Origin of the sequence: Arachidicoccus rhizosphaerae, assembly GCF_900107765.1 — a bacterium.
Lineage (GTDB): Bacteria > Bacteroidota > Bacteroidia > Chitinophagales > Chitinophagaceae > Arachidicoccus > Arachidicoccus rhizosphaerae.
Map to the genome: position 1 here is coordinate 17,666 of NZ_FNQY01000020.1, position 18,275 is coordinate 35,940.

General features: G+C 42.3%; 7 protein-coding genes and 1 pseudogene. 5 read left to right on the top strand and 3 right to left on the bottom strand.

Going from position 1 to position 18,275, the window contains the following annotated elements:
- Positions 1-10: 10 nt before the first annotated feature.
- The 4 genes from BLU80_RS14805 (at position 11) to BLU80_RS14820 (ending at position 10,027) form a co-directional block, all read left to right on the top strand.
- Positions 11-3,073, top strand: coding sequence for a SusC/RagA family TonB-linked outer membrane protein (locus BLU80_RS14805; protein ID WP_091400012.1), 3,063 nt, complete (start codon positions 11-13; stop codon positions 3,071-3,073).
- Positions 3,074-3,226: 153 nt separating this feature from the next.
- Positions 3,227-5,053 (top strand): DUF4185 domain-containing protein, encoded by a 1,827-nt coding sequence (locus BLU80_RS14810; protein WP_170831254.1) that lies wholly within the window; start codon positions 3,227-3,229, stop codon positions 5,051-5,053.
- Between the two features lie 132 nt (positions 5,054-5,185).
- Complete coding sequence (locus BLU80_RS14815) at positions 5,186-7,573, top strand: alpha-L-rhamnosidase-related protein (protein WP_091400067.1); 2,388 nt, start codon at positions 5,186-5,188, stop codon at positions 7,571-7,573.
- A gap of 258 nt (positions 7,574-7,831) precedes the next feature.
- Positions 7,832-10,027: a GH92 family glycosyl hydrolase gene (locus tag BLU80_RS14820; RefSeq protein WP_091400069.1), complete on the top strand. Its 2,196-nt coding sequence runs from the start codon at positions 7,832-7,834 to the stop codon at positions 10,025-10,027.
- Positions 10,028-10,439: 412 nt separating this feature from the next.
- Here BLU80_RS14820 and BLU80_RS19760 read toward each other — a convergent pair.
- Both BLU80_RS19760 and BLU80_RS14830 read right to left on the bottom strand, forming a co-directional pair.
- Positions 10,440-13,103 (bottom strand): annotated as a pseudogene (locus BLU80_RS19760) (adenosylcobalamin-dependent ribonucleoside-diphosphate reductase).
- Between the two features lie 108 nt (positions 13,104-13,211).
- On the bottom strand, positions 13,212-15,068 hold the full coding sequence (locus BLU80_RS14830; RefSeq protein ID WP_139188165.1) for a hypothetical protein: 1,857 nt from the start codon (positions 15,066-15,068) through the stop codon (positions 13,212-13,214).
- 736 nt (positions 15,069-15,804) lie between these two features.
- Here BLU80_RS14830 and BLU80_RS20150 point away from each other — a divergent pair.
- Entirely contained in the window at positions 15,805-15,930 is a 126-nt protein-coding gene (locus tag BLU80_RS20150) for a glycoside hydrolase domain-containing protein (RefSeq protein WP_394331870.1), read from the top strand.
- 600 nt (positions 15,931-16,530) lie between these two features.
- On the opposite strand, the gene BLU80_RS14840 is transcribed toward BLU80_RS20150, so the two are convergent.
- A complete protein-coding gene (locus BLU80_RS14840) occupies positions 16,531-18,261 on the bottom strand; it encodes a RagB/SusD family nutrient uptake outer membrane protein (RefSeq protein ID WP_091400020.1) in 1,731 nt (576 codons plus the stop codon).
- Positions 18,262-18,275: the final 14 nt, after the last annotated feature.

Genomic DNA, 18,275 nt, shown 5'->3' on the forward strand with positions numbered 1-18,275 from the left:
AAGTAGATTCATGAAGAAATTATTATTTATCCTTTTACTGGCAGCATTTCAAATTGGCTTGTGTTATGGCCAGGGCAAAACCGTAAGGGGCATTGTCAGGGATTCGCTGGGGCCGGTACTGGGTGCAACGGTTAATGAGCTATCCTTTCCTACCAATATGGTGACGACAGATTCAGCAGGTGCATTCCAGCTAACACTGAAGTCATCCTCAGATTCTATTATGGTCTCCTTGGTTGGTTATGAAAGCCAGCAAATTGCTTTACAGGGAAGAAGTTCAGTAAATATCACATTACATCAGACACCCACTGCCTTAAATGAGGTGATTGTCATAGGATTTGGCAAAACCAACCGTATTACCAATACAGGGTCTGTCGCTACTATTAAAGCCGAAGAAATAAGAAGAATACCCACATCAAGCGTTCAAAATACACTGGCAGGACGTATGCCTGGCTTTTTTGCCCAGCAGCGTTCTGGTCAACCAGGAAAAGATGCTTCTGATTATTTTATCCGTGGTGTCAGTTCACTGAATTCAGAAGGTAATAAACCTTTAATTATTGTAGATGATATTGAGTATACCTATGAACAGTTGGCTCAGATCAACGCCAATGAGATTGAGAGTATCTCCATTTTAAAGGATGCGTCTACAACGGCTATTTATGGCATCAAAGGAGCCAACGGGGTATTAATTGTAACGACCAGAAGAGGGGCGCTGGGACGTCCGCAATTTAATTTCAGGGTGGAGACAGGTCTTCAGACCCCAGTTAGAAAACCTGACTTTTTAAATGCGTATCAGACGGCACAATTAGTGAACGAAGCCTACGAAAATGATGGTTTAAATCCCCAGTTTACCGATGAGGATCTGCAACATTTTAAATCAGGAGATGATCCTTACGGTCATCCAGATATTAACTGGTATGATAAGATAATCCGCCCTTCTTCCTTGCAACATAATGCTAATTTGGATATTTCCGGGGGCTCTCAGGCTGTCAAATACTTTGTTTCTGGTGGTGTATTTAGTCAAAACGGGAATATTCAGGATTTTTCCACGGGAGAAGACGGCGTGAATACCAATTATTTTTACAGAAGATATGACCTGAGAAGTAATCTGGATATCCAGGCTACACAGAATTTCAGCCTTAGATTAGATGTTACGGCCAGATTCGGGGATATTAATTCGCCCTATAATCAGAACGTCACCAGTAATCTATATGATTTTTCTAAATATCATCCTTATTCAGCGCCTTATATCAATCCTAACGGCACTTATGCCTATGCCTATGATACGGAGGATCAACTGCCAACGCTGAATGCGATGCTGGCTACGGGCGGGTACAGCCGTCAGCGGAGCACTGACTATAATGCGCTGATAGGATTCAAAGAAAAAATGGACTTTATTACAAAGGGTTTGTCTTTGACAGGCAGATTGGCTTACGCCGGCGTTGAGGTCAATTCTTTAAACCTGGCCAGACCTTACGCCTTTCCGCCTTCTTATCACTATGATCCACTCACGGATTCCTATAGTTTAAATACGGGAACTAGTTCTGGAGGATATACACTGACTGAGTACCGTACAATAGGCAATACAGATAAAAAGGACCAGAGGGTAAATATGCAGCTTTATCTAAATTATGTACGTAATTTTGGTAAGCACCATTTTAATTCTTTGCTGCTATATAATCAGGAGAACTATACGAATTACCAGAGTGCAGCTGCACCGCAGAAATTCAGGGGCTTCTCTTATAAAATAGGTTATGATTATGATCAGAAATACCTCATCGATTTTAATGTGGGTTATAATGGATCAGACAGGTTTGATTCAGATAAACGTTATGGCCTATTCCCGGCCATTGGTGTGGGTTGGAATTTAAAACAGGAAAAGTTATTTGAACATATGTTAAAAAACTTCAGCCTGTTTAAACTACGGGCTTCATATGGGGTAGTCGGGTCAGATGTGGCTCCTGGGGATCAATACCTGTATCAACAGGTATATGTACAGGGCTCAGGTTATAGCTTTGGGCAATCGCCTCAGTCTCAATCTACAGTATATGAAGGCTCTTTAGGCAATCCTAATGTAACCTGGGAGAAAAAAAGGAGCTTTGATGTAGGGCTTGATATCAATACTTTAAATAATAAGCTTTCTATTACAGCCGATTATTTTCATGACTACCGCTATGATCAGCTGGTCACCAGAAACGATATCCCTTTAATACTGGGCATTGGCGTTTCTCCAACCAACGTAGCCAGAACGGTCAACCGCGGCTTTGATGGACAGGCTACTTATCATGATAAGGCCGGCCAGGTGGACTATAGTATTGGTATTGTCTGGTCCTACGCCAAAAACAAGATTTTATATGAGGCGGAAGCCTCGCCAACCTACCCTTGGCTGGCAGTCACAGGGCATTCTATTGACCAACCGTTCGGCTACAAAACCCTTGGTTTTTATACCCAGGCTGATATTGATAATCCAGATGTTGCTAAACCCACTACCGCCATCCCAGTCCAGGCAGGTGATTTACGCTATAAAGACTTAAATGAGGACGGCGTTATTGATGAAAATGATAGAACCGCTATAGGAAGACCTAATTTGCCTAATACCACATTTGGGCTACCTATTAAAATCGGATATAAAGGACTGGACATCAGTATATTATTTCAGGGGGCTTTTAATTATAGTCTGTATTTAACAGGTACCGCTATAGAGCCTTTTCAAAGTCAGTTTCAGCCCATTCACCTAAAAAGGTGGACGCCTGAAACGGCGGCTTCGGCCGAGTTTCCCAGACTTACCAGTAACCCGACCACGGTCAATAGCCCAGCGGTCTATGCTTCTGACTTTTGGCTAATTAATGCTTATTATGTGCGGCTAAAGACTGTTGAACTGGGGTATCAGTTTCCTAAAAAATTATTGCCGTTTAAAATCAATAATGCCAGACTATATTTAAGTGCTTATAATCTGGCAACAAAAAGCAATATCAGCAAAAAATACCAACAGGATCCGGAAGTACAATCTAATAGTGCGGGGGATGCCTATCAAAACCAAAGGGTCGTAAATTTGGGGCTTCAGATAGGATTTTAGATTGGGAAAAGGCCTTTTTAAGGCAATAGCATATAAGGGATGTAAACTATGAATGAAAATCAGCGAGAAATAATTAGTCCACAAAAAATATATTTTTTAAGTCACAACTGGTTTAAACTAATAAGCCAAAGCTTAATAGCTGTCATTGTTAGTATGCCAGTTACGCTTAAGGCAAATGGAAATGACGGCTATAAAATAGAGCGCAATGACAGTTTGTGTCAATATGTGAATAATCAGACTCCAAGCCCGGCCTTACCTGATTACGGAGCTTTTAGCTTACAATTAACCGGTTATATTATTAACAAAAAAAGGTCTAGTGTCCAACCCGGCAATCGTCAAAAGGAATTTTTAAGTGTTTCTGGCAGCCTCTTGCAAAATGAGAAATACAAAGCCCTGCAAAAAGTTTCGGTAGACCTGCTATCGGAGAACAGCTCTGTTGATAATAGTAGCATACAACCAGCTGATCTCAATATAGTCACTACATACCCAAAAACTCAGTTAGCGGACTGGCAAAAATGGCATATTATTTATAAGAGCAGCACTGGTGGGCAGCGCTTTTACCAGATCCGTAACGCTTTTAGTGGGCAGATGCTTGGTATCTCTAAAGCCTACAGCAGCGGCAGCGCTAATAACAGCAGTAATAATGGCCAGGAATTACAATTAGTCCAGACCCGTGTCACCGCGCAAGCTGCTGATAGCAGCTTATGGCAAATATTACCTTACCCTGCAGCAAAAAGTCAGGACAACCCCGACGGATATATACTGATTAATAAAGCCACGGGGCTCGCTATAGGAACAGACCATAAAATAATCCATAGTGAACAAAATAAAACAGCACCCTTAGCCTTTAGCTTTGTAAATCCTGGCGATGCGACTAGTCAGATAGCTATTTGGAAATTATCCCCATTAGGCGCTACTGCATACAGGGATGACGCTGTCGTTGGCTTTTTTGAGCGAAATGAAAAGAGTCTGGGCTCAGTGGCCTTCGATCAGGGAAATACCATCCAGTTGAACTGGGGCCCTAATAAGGGTAAAGTACTCTGGATAACAGAAGATGCCTGGGATGGGGAGCAGTTACAAGATAACCATCAGTTTAGTTGTAAGGATTTTTTCAGGTATCGTAATTCGGTATTGATTCAGCCATCGGCTTCTGACTGGAACCCGAATCATACTTTAAACATTACCAGAAATGATAGCAGGCAACATATGCCCAGGCAAATTTGTGATTTAATTGAAGGATCGGAATTTGCATGGCCGTCTGTGGGCATTGAGTTGGGAAATAAAGTGTATTTGCAATGTGCAGAGGGAGACGGGCTTGGCCCATTAAAATCTCAATCACTGTATGAACTGAGCGAGACGGGCGGGCTAGAGTGGCCGGTTAAAAGACTTATGCCAGGCCAGATGACCATCGAAACAAGAATTAATTATTCTGCAGGAATGATAGATGGTGGCGATGGATTTGTATATGTTTTTGGTTTTCAGGGAAAGGGGTATGGATATAGCTTAAATCTTCATGTTGCCCGTTTTCTAAAAACGGATCCCATGCAATGGCGTTTCTGGAATGGCAGAGCCTGGGCGCAAAAACCTGCAGTAGGAAGTGACGCCAGCATTGCTACAGGCAAGGCTACCGTGTCCGTTGCCAAGGTAAATGGTAAATACGTAATGATGACCATGGATCAGGGTTTTGTCTGTGATTCTATCCGTAATATTTATTTGGCGACAGCCGATAGTCCTACAGGGCCTTTTACACCACTTAAAAAAGTGTATGCAATCAGAGAGTTTCTCTATGGCAAATTTGCCAGGTATTATACACCTGTTATCCATCCGGAATTTGATAATGGCCGCAAGGAATTACTTTTAACCTATTGCCTGAACTTTTCCGGATGCGGGGTTCCCGATTGCAAGGACGGCTATCTGGATCCTTATTTTTACCGGATAAAAGGCATCCGGATTCCTTATTCGATCTTTGGCCTTCCGTAACACGAAGGATTCTTCTTAATAATTTTAATTACCGGGAGCTATCACAACACTTCAACTTTAAATTTAACTATGAAAAACCGGACTGTTATAAATACAAAAATTATTTACTGTTTTTGCCTGGCAGCATTAATAATGGGAGCTATCAGCGTTGTAGGTGCACAGGAGACGAAGACCAATGAAAATGGGCTATCAATATATGGTAATCAACCTTGGGCAGCTAAATGGATTGCTCCGGCCGGAATCACAGGCCATGAATACGGGGTCTATCACTTTAGAAAAGTCATAGAACTTGCCGCAAAACCTGACGCTTTCCCTATCAACGTATCTGCAGATAACCGCTATAAACTCTTTGTCAACGGACACCTGGTTTCTCTAGGACCTGCCAGAGGGGATCTGCATTATTGGAACTATGAAAAAGTGGACTTGGCCCTTTATTTAAAAGCAGGAAAAAATGTGCTGACGGCACTGGTCTGGAACGAAGCGGAATACAGTAATGAAGCCCAAATGACCAACCGGACAGGATTTATTATGCAGGGCAGCGATAAAAATGCCACTATCTGTAATACAGATAATTCCTGGCGTTGTGTAAAGGATCCGGCCTACAGTCTACTGCGACAATTTTTTATTGCAGGTCCTGGTCAACTGGTAGATATGCACCTTGTCATTAAAGGCTGCGATGAACCTGACTTTGATGACTCCAGCTGGCCTACAGCACAAGAGATAGCTAATGGGAATCCTAAAGGGAGCTCTGATGGAGGCTGGATGCTGGTGCCGTCCATTATCCCGCAAATGGAACTACGCTATCAAAGAATACCTGAACTCAGAAAAGTAACCGGGATGGATAAAAATAGGACTACTGCATTGGAAGGTTTCCCTGAGAAGAAAAGAAGTATCACCATTCCTGCCCATAGTACGGTTACTTTATTGTTGGATCAGAGTTATCTGACAAACGCCTATTTTACCTTGAACTTTTCAAAGGGCAACAACGCCAATATTGCTATCGGTTATGCTGAGACGCTTTATCTTAATCCGGATCCAGACAGAGATCGAAATAGTCTGTCCAGCCATCCGGCCAAAGGCAACAGAAATGAGATTAGTGGTAAGTTTTTTACCGGAATGACAGATAGCACCATATCTGATGGCAGTAATAATCAAAACTTTACCACGCTGTTTTGGCGCACCTACCGTTATGTGGAGCTGAGGATTTACACCAAGGATGAGCCATTAGTCATTGAAGATGTATATGGGACTTTTACAGGGTATCCATTTAAGCAAAATGCCCGTTTTAGCTCAAACGTTGATAGCTTACACCAAATCTTAGATATTGGCTGGCGTACCGCCAGGCTAGACGCCATGGAAACTTATATGGATTGCCCTTATTATGAACAACTTCAATATATTGGCGATACCCGTATACAGGCAGAAGTTTCTTATTTTAATAGTGGAGATGACCGCCTGGCCCGTAATGCGCTTAATCTGATGGATCATTCCAGGCTGCCGGAAGGAGTTACCATGAGCCGCTGGCCGAGTCATGGTACGCAGATTATTTCTACTTTTTCGCTCTGGTATATCGGCATGCTCCACGACTATTGGATGTATAGGCCTGATAGCAGTTTTGTGCAGCAAAAATTACCTGGTACCAGGCAGGTGCTGTCGTTTTTCCATCAGTTTGAGGGCAAGGATGGCTCATTGGTTAATTTACCTTACTGGAAATTTGTGGATTGGGTAGGAGGGCCTGGATGGATGATGGGTGAGGCTCCTAAAGGATCAGACGGCTGTTCTGCCATGTTGGATCTGCAGCTGTTAAAAGCTTATCAGTGGGCCAGCGCTATGGAAGACAGGTTGGGAATGAAGGCTTACGCCGATTTATATCAAGATAGGGCAAAGCGATTAATCCAGACAATTAAAATCAAATACTATAATAAAGAAAAAGGCTTATTTGCCGATACCAAAGAACAAAATACCTATTCACAACACGTAAATGCCCTGGCCATATTAGCTGGACTGGTAGATAAAGCTGATCTAAAGGCCTTTGGTAACAAGGTATTAAAGGACAACAGCCTGGTACAATGCACCATTTATTTTAAATATTACCTGAATCAGGCGCTGGTAAAAGCTGGATTAGGCGACGATTATTTAAATTGGCTGGGTATCTGGTGGGATAATATTAAACTGGGACTAACTACCTGGGCGGAGGATTCTAATTTACAATATGCCCGTTCTGATTGTCACGCCTGGGGCGCTAGCCCAAATATAGAATTCTACCGCACTGTGCTAGGCATTGACTCGGATAGCCCCGGTTTTAAAACAGTTCGTATCACGCCTCATTTAGGGAAGTTAACCCAGGCCGGAGGTGAGATTCCCCATCCGGCAGGCACCATTAAAGTGGCCTATCATTTAAAAGCGAATGCCAATAAGTGGCAGGCCGATATTGAACTTCCTCAAGGTATTACCGGTCACTTTGTATGGGCAGGCAAGAAAATGAGCTTAAAATCAGGAACAAACCATTTTGATCTCTAGCATGGGGTTAACCTAATTACAGGGCAATACTAAAGCAAAACTTAAGGGTTTGCCGGGAAACGCAGTGCCTGTTATTTTTGATGGGTACTATTGGCCTGGGAGATTTTGGGCGTATTGATATAAAATAGGACCGTTTGATTAGGATAGAGGGTAAGCCGTAAAATTTTAAGAAAAATAATGCATTGTAAACAACAGTTGATTAATATTGGTGTAAGAGCAAAGCTACACCTGATAAATTTGAATAATAAAATTGGGAATATGGAAGTATTCAGTAAGTCTGTACAGCTCTTACTGGGCGTATGCTTAATAGGGGGGAGTTTGCCGGCTCAAAATACCCACCAGTCAAATCAACAAGTCCCGGCTTCCAATACAATAAATTATGCCAGCTTAGTCAACACCAGGCTTGGGAATGCAAATGCAGGTAATACCTATCCGGGCGCTACCTATCCGTTTGGGATGGTGCAGTTTACCAGGACTTACTTTGATAAACAGCAGGGGTTTATTGTAAATCAGCTCAGTGGTGCCGGCTGTGATCATATGGGGAATTTTCCCGTACTACCTTTAAATGGGCGGTTAAGCATCTCTCCAGACAATATTAAAGACCTAAGGGCGGATATTCAAAAGGAAAAAGGTTCGGCAGGTTATTATGAGGCGACCGTTAATAAGAATATTGATGTAAAGCTGACTGTTACCCCCAGAACAGGGTTTGCCCGGTTTGTTTTTGACGCAGACAGTACGACGGCTACCATTATTATTGGTGGCGGCGTAGCCTCCACACCACTTGCAGCTTCCGCTCTTGCCATAAGAGGTAAAAACAGCGTGGAAGGTTATGCCGATGGGGGCTCTTTTTGCGGGATAAAATCGGCATATAAGGTCTATTTTGTAGCAGAATTTAACCAGGACGCCACAGCGGTAGGTACCTGGAAGGGGAACGAACTAAATCCTGGGGCAAGATTTGTGGAAGGACAGCATACGGGTGCTTATTTTAGTTTTGATATTAAAAACAGTAAGGAAATATGTTATAAAATAGGCATTTCCTATGTTTCGGTAGAGAATGCCAGAGAGAATCTTACAGCAGAGAGTGCGGGCTGGGATTTTAATAGTTTTAAGCATCATGCAGAAGCTGCCTGGAATCATTACCTGTCCAAAATTGAAATTGAACAGGATGAGCAGGATGATCCAAGCCGTAAACAGCAGTTTTATACCCATCTTTATCATAGTTTTATCCATCCAAATATCTGCTCTGATGTAAACGGAGAATACATGGGGGCTGACAATAAAGTCCACCGCTCTAATCGTCCAGAATATACATCCTTTAGCAATTGGGATACTTACAGAACACAGATCCAACTGTTAAGTATCCTGGCGCCGGAGGAAACTTCTGATATGGTCTATTCCCTGGGAGAGTTTGCTGAACAGGCGGGTGGCGGCATGCCACGTTGGGTACTGGCCAATAGAGAAACAGGGGTCATGCAAGGAGATCCGTCTTCTATATTAGTAGCCAACGCCTACGCCTTTGGGGCCAGGAATTATGATGCCCGGAAACTACTACGGATTATGGTGCATGGCGCAACAGATTCCACGGCTCATGCACAGGGCTTTTTAACCAGGCCCGGATTAAAGCAGTATCTGGAAAAAGGCCATTATGACGCCTCGATTCAGCTGGAATATAATAGTGCTGATTTTGCCATTTCAAGGTTTGCGCTGGGCGCAACGGATGACCAGTATCTAAGCGGAAGCTTACAGGGTAGGGCTCAGAGTTGGAAAAACTTGTTTAATCCTGCCAGAGGATGGCTGCAGTCCAGAAATCCGGATGGTAGCTGGAAGCCGTATTATGAGGACTGGCGGGAATCTACCTTTAAAAACTACTTTTGGATGGTTCCATTTAATTTACGGGGGCTTATCGATATTATTGGCGGTGATAAAGTGGCTGAAGCCAGACTGGATTCTTTATTTGTCAGGCTAGACGCCAATTATGGGCAAGAGTGGTTTGCCAGTGGCAATGAGCCTAGTTTTGCCATTCCCTGGGTATATAACTGGGCCGGAGCTCCGTATAAGGCGCAAAATGTCGTACACCGGATAATTAAGGAGTGTTATTTTAATGGTCCGGGCGGATTACCAGGCAATGACGATTTAGGCGCTATGGGCGCGTACTATGTTTTCTGCACAATAGGTTTATATCCAGAAGTGCCCGGCGTGGGTGGCTTTTCAATCAATAGTCCCTTTTTTAAAGCCGTTAAACTGCATTTACCCGGTGGGACAATCAGTATTAGTGGCGGTAGTTCTGCAAAACCTTATATTCAGTCTTTAAAAATTGATGGTAAGCCTTATTATAGCACCTGGATTCCATGGAAGCTGTTAAAGGGTGGTGCAAATCTGCAGTATCAGCTGGGAAGTAAGCCTGATAAAAAATGGGGAATAGCAGGCAAACCAACGCCGCCTTCTTTTGATTAGTTATTTGGAACTTAACTAAAAATTTTAAAGGATTATGTATTCCAACGCAAACGGCATAGTTTAAGTTCTTCATAATTGCGAAAGAAGGATTGCCGAAAAGATGATCCATAAAAGGCTGCTACATTTGCATAGCGATATATAAAACACCTGTTATATATCGCAGGCTGTTACTATATATGCCTGATCTGGACTCCAGCCAATCATTTGTATAGCCTGATTAACGATCTTACCGCCATCAGATATTGCATGATACTGACTGTATCAGGCTTCGCAGGTGCGAATAAAAAAGCCTCTAAATATACACATATGTGGATTAGAGGCTCCCGGACGTTTCACTCAAATGGATGACACTATGTGTTTAAAGTGAGGAATCTTTTCTCCAAAGTTGAAATGCGCTGCATGTAATTAGTTTTTATTCGCATTTGGAATGACCGCAATCCTGACAGATTAAACAACCTTCCCGGTATTGTAGATGATGTCCCCCGCACTGTTGACATTGGCCCCCCATGATTTGAGTATGATTAGGTATAAATCTTCTGAGTGCTCTGGCTATACCATTTTTCCAGGTATTTATATTGTCGTCCTTTAACTGTAATCCATTTACCAGCTTTACGACCTTTTCTATTGACATGCCATGTCGTAAAATGCCTGAAATAAGTTTTGCGTAATTCCAGTACTCAGGGTTGAATTTATGAGACAGGCCCTGAATGGTGATTTTGTAGCCTTGTTGATTTTCGTATTGAAAATCATATCTGGATGGGCCGTCTGTCTGGTGGACTTTAATAATAACGCCTTGTTTTACCCACTTTGGAAGCAGTATGCCTAGGGTGTCATCAGCAATACCTGTAAATATTTCATAAGGTTTTTGATCGATTAGTCCGATAAAGGCAATCCATTTTTCTTCTTTGTTTTTAAAGTGTATGACTGCAGCCTGAATTATTTCAGGGCGTTGCAAGGGAAAACCGGGTGAAGTCTTGGGCGAAATATGGGCAGTAGGGGGATTAGGGGAGGTAGCTGCCATGCTATTGGGAGGGTGACCGCCGGTAGCTGCTGCTACTTCTTTTTTCTCCTCTTCTGCCTCTTCTTCCTTTTTCTTATTATTATCAATACCCATGAGCACCCCATAGCGGCTCCCTTCCCTGTAAACAGTGATGCCTTTACATCCAAACTGCCAGGCTTCCATATATAAATCGCCAACGAGCTCTTCATTCACAGTTTGCGGCATATTGATGGTAACGCTGATGCTATGATCCACCCATTTTTGGATGGCCCCCTGAAGTCTTACTTTGGCCTTGTAATCTACGTCACTGGAGGTAGATTTATAATAGGGAGATTGGCTGACCAGATTGTCCAGTTCTTGCTGACTATAGTTTTTATTAGTGTCATGACCGGATATCATCATCCAGTCTTTAAATTTATGATGAAAGACCCTGTAGGTTTCCCAATAGTCGCCAAGTTCGTCTTTAAAGTGCGTGATGGTGTTTTTGTCACCAGGATTGACTTTCCTGCGCCTTTGGTAAACAGGCATAAAAATGGGCTCTATACCAGAGGACGTCTGGGCCATAAGGCTGGTAGTGCCTGTTGGGGCAATGGTGAGTAAGGCTATATTTCTGCGCCCGAACTGGCACATTTGTTCATATAAGGATGGGGCTTCTATTTTTAAGCGATTTATAAATGGGTTTTCGCTTTCACGGCTGCTGTCATAAATGGGAAAGGCCCCCCTTTGCTTAGCTAACTCAACGGAGCTGGTGTATGCATTAAGGGCTAATAGCCTGTGGATTTTGGTCGAAAAAACAATACTCTGCTCACTGCCGTATCGCAGGTCGAGGGCGGCTAACATATCCGCCTCTGCGGTTATACCAAGACCTGTTCTGCGCCCCTGCATAGCTTTTAACTGAATGGTTTCCCATAATTGTTGCTCCACCTGTTTAACTGCTGTCGGTTCTGGATCTTCTTTTATTTTCTCCAAAATAGCGGCTATTTTTTCCAGTTCAAGGTCTATAAGATCATCCATCAGTCTTTGGGCCTTTTGGACATGGTCGCTAAATAAGTTTTCATTAAAAGAGGCTTTTTGGGTAAATGGATGCTCGACCTAGCTGTATAAGTTGATGGCCATTAACCGGCAGGAATCATAAGCGCATAAGGGTATTTCTCCACAAGGGTTGGTGCTGAGTGTTTTAAACCCTAAATCAGCATAGCAATCTGGAATTGATTCCTTTATTATAGTATCCCAAAAAAGGATACCCGGCTCAGCACTCTGCCAGGCGTTATGGACGATTTTCTGCCAGAGCATGCCGGCATCAATTTCTTGTCGGCAAACCGGTGTCTTTGCGTTTACGGGATATTGTTGCGTAAAGGAAGTCTTGTTTTTTACGGCCTGCATAAATTCATCTGTTATGCGTACAGAAATATTAGCGCCCGTAATTTTTTCCAGGTCTGTCTTGGTATCTATAAATGCTTCGCTGTCAGGATGTTTAATTGAAATCGATAGCATTAAGGCGCCTCGCCTGCCATCCTGAGCCACTTCTTTTGTAGAATTTGAATAGCGTTCCATATACGGGACGACACCTGTGGAGGTGAGGGCGGCATTTTTCACACGGCTTCCCTTTGGCCGGATGCAGGAGAGGTCATGGCCTACGCCACCTCGGCGTTTCATTAACTGCACCTGCTGCTGGTCTGTTTGTAGTATAGCACCATAGGAGTCGGCGTGGGTATCACTGCCGATGACAAAACAGTTAGATAATGAACTAATTTGAAAAAGATTACCGATACCTGCCATGGGGCTGCCTTGCGGGATAATGTACTTGAAATGGGAAAACAGATGAAAGATTTGCTCTTCCGTCATGGGGTTAGGGTATTTTTGTTCAATGCGGGCAAACTCAGCGGCCATCCGGTGGTGCATATCATCCGGTGATTTTTCATAAAGATGACCCATTGAGTCTTTGATGGCATATTTATTTATCCAAACCCTTGCGGCTAATTCGTCCCCTTTAAAATAAGCTAAGGTGTTTTCAAATACCTGCTGATGGGTATAAATGTTGCGTTGCTTTGCTGCTTCTGAGATATCTGTACTCATGTATAATTAATTTAATATGAAGGGTATTACAGAGAAGGAGTTGGTGATAATGATGTTAGCGGTCTCTGGTGTAAATAGAAAAGTAATTGGTCATTTCCTCTATGCTGGCTAAGCCTGCAGAACTGAAGATGTCGAGGGCATACTCGGGCCACAATGCTTAATTGATTGAGTAAGTTCCGCAGCAGCGATATCTAATTGGATGATAAAAGCCGCTATCTGAGACTCATTGTAGTCATTTATGATCGTTGCTTTTTTTCGGTAATAGGTAATAGCCTCCTGAATTTGCATATAGAAATGCTGGATAAATTTTTTCCTTTTTTTGTCCGGGCTTTGGAGCTCTTTTACTTGGTTCCTTAAATACTCAATATAAATATATAGTTCGTTAATAAAGAAATGCGGTCTATTTACTTCTGTAATTATATTTGTTTTTCCATAGATATGACCTACCATTTGCTGTAAGGAAACGACTTTAGAAAAATAAATAATATTGGGCCCGGGACAGATGGCTACAGCCGTCAGATTATTTAAAAAAGGTTGTTGATATTGGATTGGCGCAGCGTTGCTTAATCCAATACACAGGCATTCCTTATCCATTATCGATTTTTTGGCGGTCTCATACTCCTGGGAAGGAAGATGTAAGCTTTTTAATTGGTTGAGCTTCAGCTGCTGGTATTTTACCGATGCTGTGCAGATGGGTAATTTTGTAAATTCTGTATTATTAACTAAATGCCTTTCTGTACAGGGGCTACCTGGACGCTTTTGGGTTATTCTGCTATGTTTTTCCAAATCGGAACTAGTGCCTTTTAAATAATAAAAGGGTACTCCCAGCGGGGAATTCGGGCTGATTTGTATGGAAGATTTTTGCGCCTTTTGTAATAAGGTAAGGGTGGGCAGATCGACCGTTGTAGCTTCGGGAACGAGTAGGAAGGGGGTGCCCCAACCTGCAGCGTCTAAACCGTAATGGTTTTGAACAAACAGATGCTCTTTATTTGTGGCAATGCCGCCCTGATAGGTTATTTTTATTGGATGTGGAGTCTGGTAAGTCGGACAAGATTTTGCTGCTAAGGCTTTATTATATAGGTCAAACAAGGTGGCACATAGCTCACTGCGTTTGCTTTTAAACTCCTCCAGCGTTGGCCCTATTAGGTTGCCATCGCCCACAAAGGCGTGACCGCCGCAGTTTAATCCGGATTCAATCCTGAACTCACTGACCCAGACGCCTTTTTTAGCAAGATATTTCCCCTGAATTAATGCAGATCTGTAATCACTGACTTTAAGTGCTATTTTTTTATCAAATTTACCTGGGGCTTTAGCATCAAATTGTCTGCATTTTTCCAGGTAATTAAATAATCTCGGGTTGAGCCCTGCTGAGAAGATTATAGTAGAGTTGGTCAAATCACTTTTTGCGTAGCCTCTTAACGCTGATACGGCGTCTGAGCTGTCTTCTATGACCGCACCGTCCTTGGTATAATTATCCTTATCCACTTTGGTCATAATATTTACATCAATGCTGCCTGCTCTGACATTGGCCTTTAATATTTGTTTGAGCCCCTCTTTTTCCAAGGTGTCGTTTGAGGCTTGCATATAGCTATATAACATACTTAAGTCGCTTTTGTTAGGCAGCATTTCAAAATATTTGACAAGATCAGAGCCTGCCTCGAAGATTGATTTTTTGATTTTGTCAATTTGATTATTGACGACTCTGTTGATAAGGTTTAGATAATCTGTAATTCTATTTTCCCGGCTATTTCCCTGTTTGGTAGGGATGGGGATAAAGGGCTCTTCTATGGCGTTGTAATAATATTTACGCATGGTTTCGATGAGTCTGTCCTCCATAATGGATATCGCGGAACTAATACCGAACTTGGCTACTTTTAATGGTGAATCTATGGTGAAGGCCAGACCCATAACTGGAATATAGAATTGGTGTGGTGGAAGTTGCATTTTGTATATAGGTTGTTGCATCTGCAGATAAGAAATTTAACTTTAGTGATTGAAAAGCAAAACTATTAAAAAAGGATATCCAAGTCTTTTATTAAGATATGATTTTGGTCATATGGTTGATTTTATCCAGAGCGGTTGCGTTGGAGTTGCTACATGGAGATTAAAAGTCTTTTTGTGTCTTTAGTAATGCGTAGTGATCTTGGGATTTCCAGTGTTCGGCTTCTGCCTGTAATCCATTCAGATGCTGGAAAAAGGAGGAAAATGTTGCAAATCAGTTGTCGCTCAGACCCCATGAGGCTGAATAAACATGCGAAGCGTTGCTGGTATATTGCTTTAATGGGCCTCAATTTAAAAGTGCATGGCAATGTTTTGTATCGGGAAATTAAAACGACTAAGTCAGGTATATATATTGCTGTTTTTGCAATGTTTCGATTTCCGGGTTTGCTATAGGCGCAACGGATGACCAGTATCTATACGGAAACATACAGGGGAGGGCTCAGAGTTGGAAAAATTTATTTAATCCTGCCAGAGGGTGCAACAGTCCAGAAATCCGGATGGCAGCTGGAAGCCGTGTTACGAGCACTGGAGGGAATCTATCTTTAAAAACAACTTTTGGATGAACCCGATTAATTTATGGGGGCTTATTGATATTATTGGGCATGCGTAGTTTGCCAGTGGCAATGAGCCTAGTTATGCCGTTCATCGGGTATATAACTGGGTCGGATTACCGTAAAAAACATAAAATATCGTCCAAAGTATTATTAAGAAATGCTATTTTAATGGTCAGGACGGATTATCAGGCAATGATGATTTAGGCGATATGGATTCTTACTATATTTTTTTCACGATAGGGAAGTACCTGATGTTGGTTGATTTTTTATAAATAGTCCTTTTTTTTAAGCCATTAAACAGCCTTTATCCGACGGAACAATAAGCATTGCTGGCGGTAGTTCCACAAATCCATTTGTTCAGTCTTTAAAAATTGATGGTAAGCCTTTCATAGTACCTGGATTCCATGGGAGCTGTTAAAGGGCGGTACAAATTTGCAATATCAGCTGGGAAGTAAGCCTTATCAAAAGTGGGGAATAGCAGGCAAACCAGTTCCGCCGCCATTTGATTAAGTGGTCAGGCATTTATTGTTGAATGGCGTATTTCCCCTTATATGGTGCGATGCGACCCAACTATGGCCAAGGGGGCCGTCCAAAATGATTGCAGTCAATTTGAATAGTATCTGCCACTGTATTATTAAGCCCCGTCTTTGAACACAAATCAATCGTTTGCATAGCCTTATTAACGACATTGCCGCCAAAAAATATCACTGTGAATAAAGGTTCATCTTGTTTTTTTAACCTTCCTTTTATTTTAGTAGCTTGTTTGGGTAGTTTTCCTGTTTAATTAAAATCGGGACCTCTTATTAAAAAGAGTGTCCCGATTTCCATTTTCATATAATAAACTAGTCCTTTGACAAGTCATTTTCTTACCCTTACTGACCTGCAATATTTTGGATTAAGACACCACCTGAGCGGTCGATTTGCTCCTGCGGTATCGGGAAGATCTCATCCTTGTCCTCAAAAGTAATGGTCTGAGAGGCAGAGACATATTCCTTCTCAAAATTCTGATAGCTTTCTATTACAGATTTTGCCAGGCCCCAACGAACCAGGTCATAGAAACGGTGACCTTCCAGCGCTAATTCTAATCTTCGTTCTGTCTCGATGGCAGACATGGCATAGTCTTTACTGGCAAAACTGGGGTAGGGTTTTATCAAGTAATTAGCAGCGTTTTTGCCGTCTATTTTAAGTGCCGGCAGTGAAGCGGCTCTGTTGCGAACGTCATTTACCCGGTCAAGTGCGTATCCTAAGTCGCCTGTTTGGGCGGCACATTCAGCTGCCATCAGATAAACGTCTGCCAAACGAATGATATTAACATTTAGGCTGGTGATTTCTTCAGTACCTGATACTGTATTGCCGCCAAAATCAGCTTTGTCAATCATTTGTTTTTTAGAGACAAACGGTCCTCCAAAGGCTGCTTCACGAATCCATGCATCTCCGGGAAAGATGCCCCAGTCTTTATAAGGAACCCCTCTTCTTCCTACGGTATAATCCAAGCGAGGGTCAACTCTAAGTGTCTGATCCACCTTGTAGTTTTCCTTAGCTGCTCCCGATAGCCCTAAATCAGAGACATATGGATCGGTCCTATAAGCAGTTACACTTAACGGCAAACCATCGGCTCCAGTTCTATAGGCATTTACCAGATCAACAGATGGTTGGAAAAATCCACAGCAACTAATGGGAGCTGTACCGTATAATCCAGAAAGCATATCACCGACATTGCCATTATCTCCCGAACCGTCTGGATTGATAATATGCTGAGCGGCAAAAATACTACCAGGTCCATTTTCTTTGTTCACATCAAAATTATCAGTAAAGGCAATGGTACTCAGTGCTGGTTTCTTGGAGATAACATCTTTAAATAGCACTAAAGCTTCACTGTATTTTTCTTCATACAGATACAATTTACCTAGATAGGATTCTGCTGCGTATTTATCTACTCTTCCGGCTTCGCCATTGGGTTTGTCGAAGCTTAAATTGTCTACTGCAAACTGAAAATCTGCCTCAATTTTTGGCGTGACGTCTACGTCATTGGCAACTTTTGCCGCTTCCGCTGTTTCGGTAATAGATTCATCTATGTAAGGAATTTCGTTGCCGAATACCCTGGTTAAGAAGAAATAATAATGTCCTCTTAGAAATTTGGCCTGGGCTTCAATTAATTTAGCCTCGTCATCAGTAAACTTATCATTTTGATCAGTAGCCTGAAGGGCAGTTAATAATTTAAGTGTCAGGTTACAACGGATTATTCCTTCATAATAATTGGTCCACATGGTTGGTAAATTGTCATTACTAGGAATAACCTTGTGTAACTCAATGTCATTCATTGGAGATTGGTCTGCATTGCTACTGCCTTTATGAGCATCATCAGCCGCAACTTCACCGAATAGCCATTGGCTGGGAGCAGAGGAATAATTGCCCCAGGTTCCGTTAATATTGCCATTTACCAAGCCATAGGCACCTATCAAAGCACTATTGACGGCATTTGTTGTCAATAACTGATCTTCGGTAATCTGCGCCTTAGGCGTTGTTTCCAAAAAGCCCTTTCCGCAACCAAAAAGTGCGAATAGGAGGCAAAGTGGAAGGATTATTTGATTGATCTTTTTCATAATTAATACGAGTT

What these genes read in the sequence shown, in the direction of transcription:
- BLU80_RS14805 (WP_091400012.1), top strand. Translation starts at nt 11, where the DNA reads ATGAAGAAATTATTATTTATCCTTTTACTGGCAGCATTTCAAATTGGC.
- BLU80_RS14810 (WP_170831254.1), top strand. Translation starts at nt 3,227, where the DNA reads ATGCCAGTTACGCTTAAGGCAAATGGAAATGACGGCTATAAAATAGAG.
- BLU80_RS14815 (WP_091400067.1), top strand. Translation starts at nt 5,186, where the DNA reads ATGGGAGCTATCAGCGTTGTAGGTGCACAGGAGACGAAGACCAATGAA.
- BLU80_RS14820 (WP_091400069.1), top strand. Translation starts at nt 7,832, where the DNA reads ATGGAAGTATTCAGTAAGTCTGTACAGCTCTTACTGGGCGTATGCTTA.
- BLU80_RS14830 (WP_139188165.1), bottom strand. Translation starts at nt 15,068, where the DNA reads ATGCAACAACCTATATACAAAATGCAACTTCCACCACACCAATTCTAT.
- BLU80_RS14840 (WP_091400020.1), bottom strand. Translation starts at nt 18,261, where the DNA reads ATGAAAAAGATCAATCAAATAATCCTTCCACTTTGCCTCCTATTCGCA.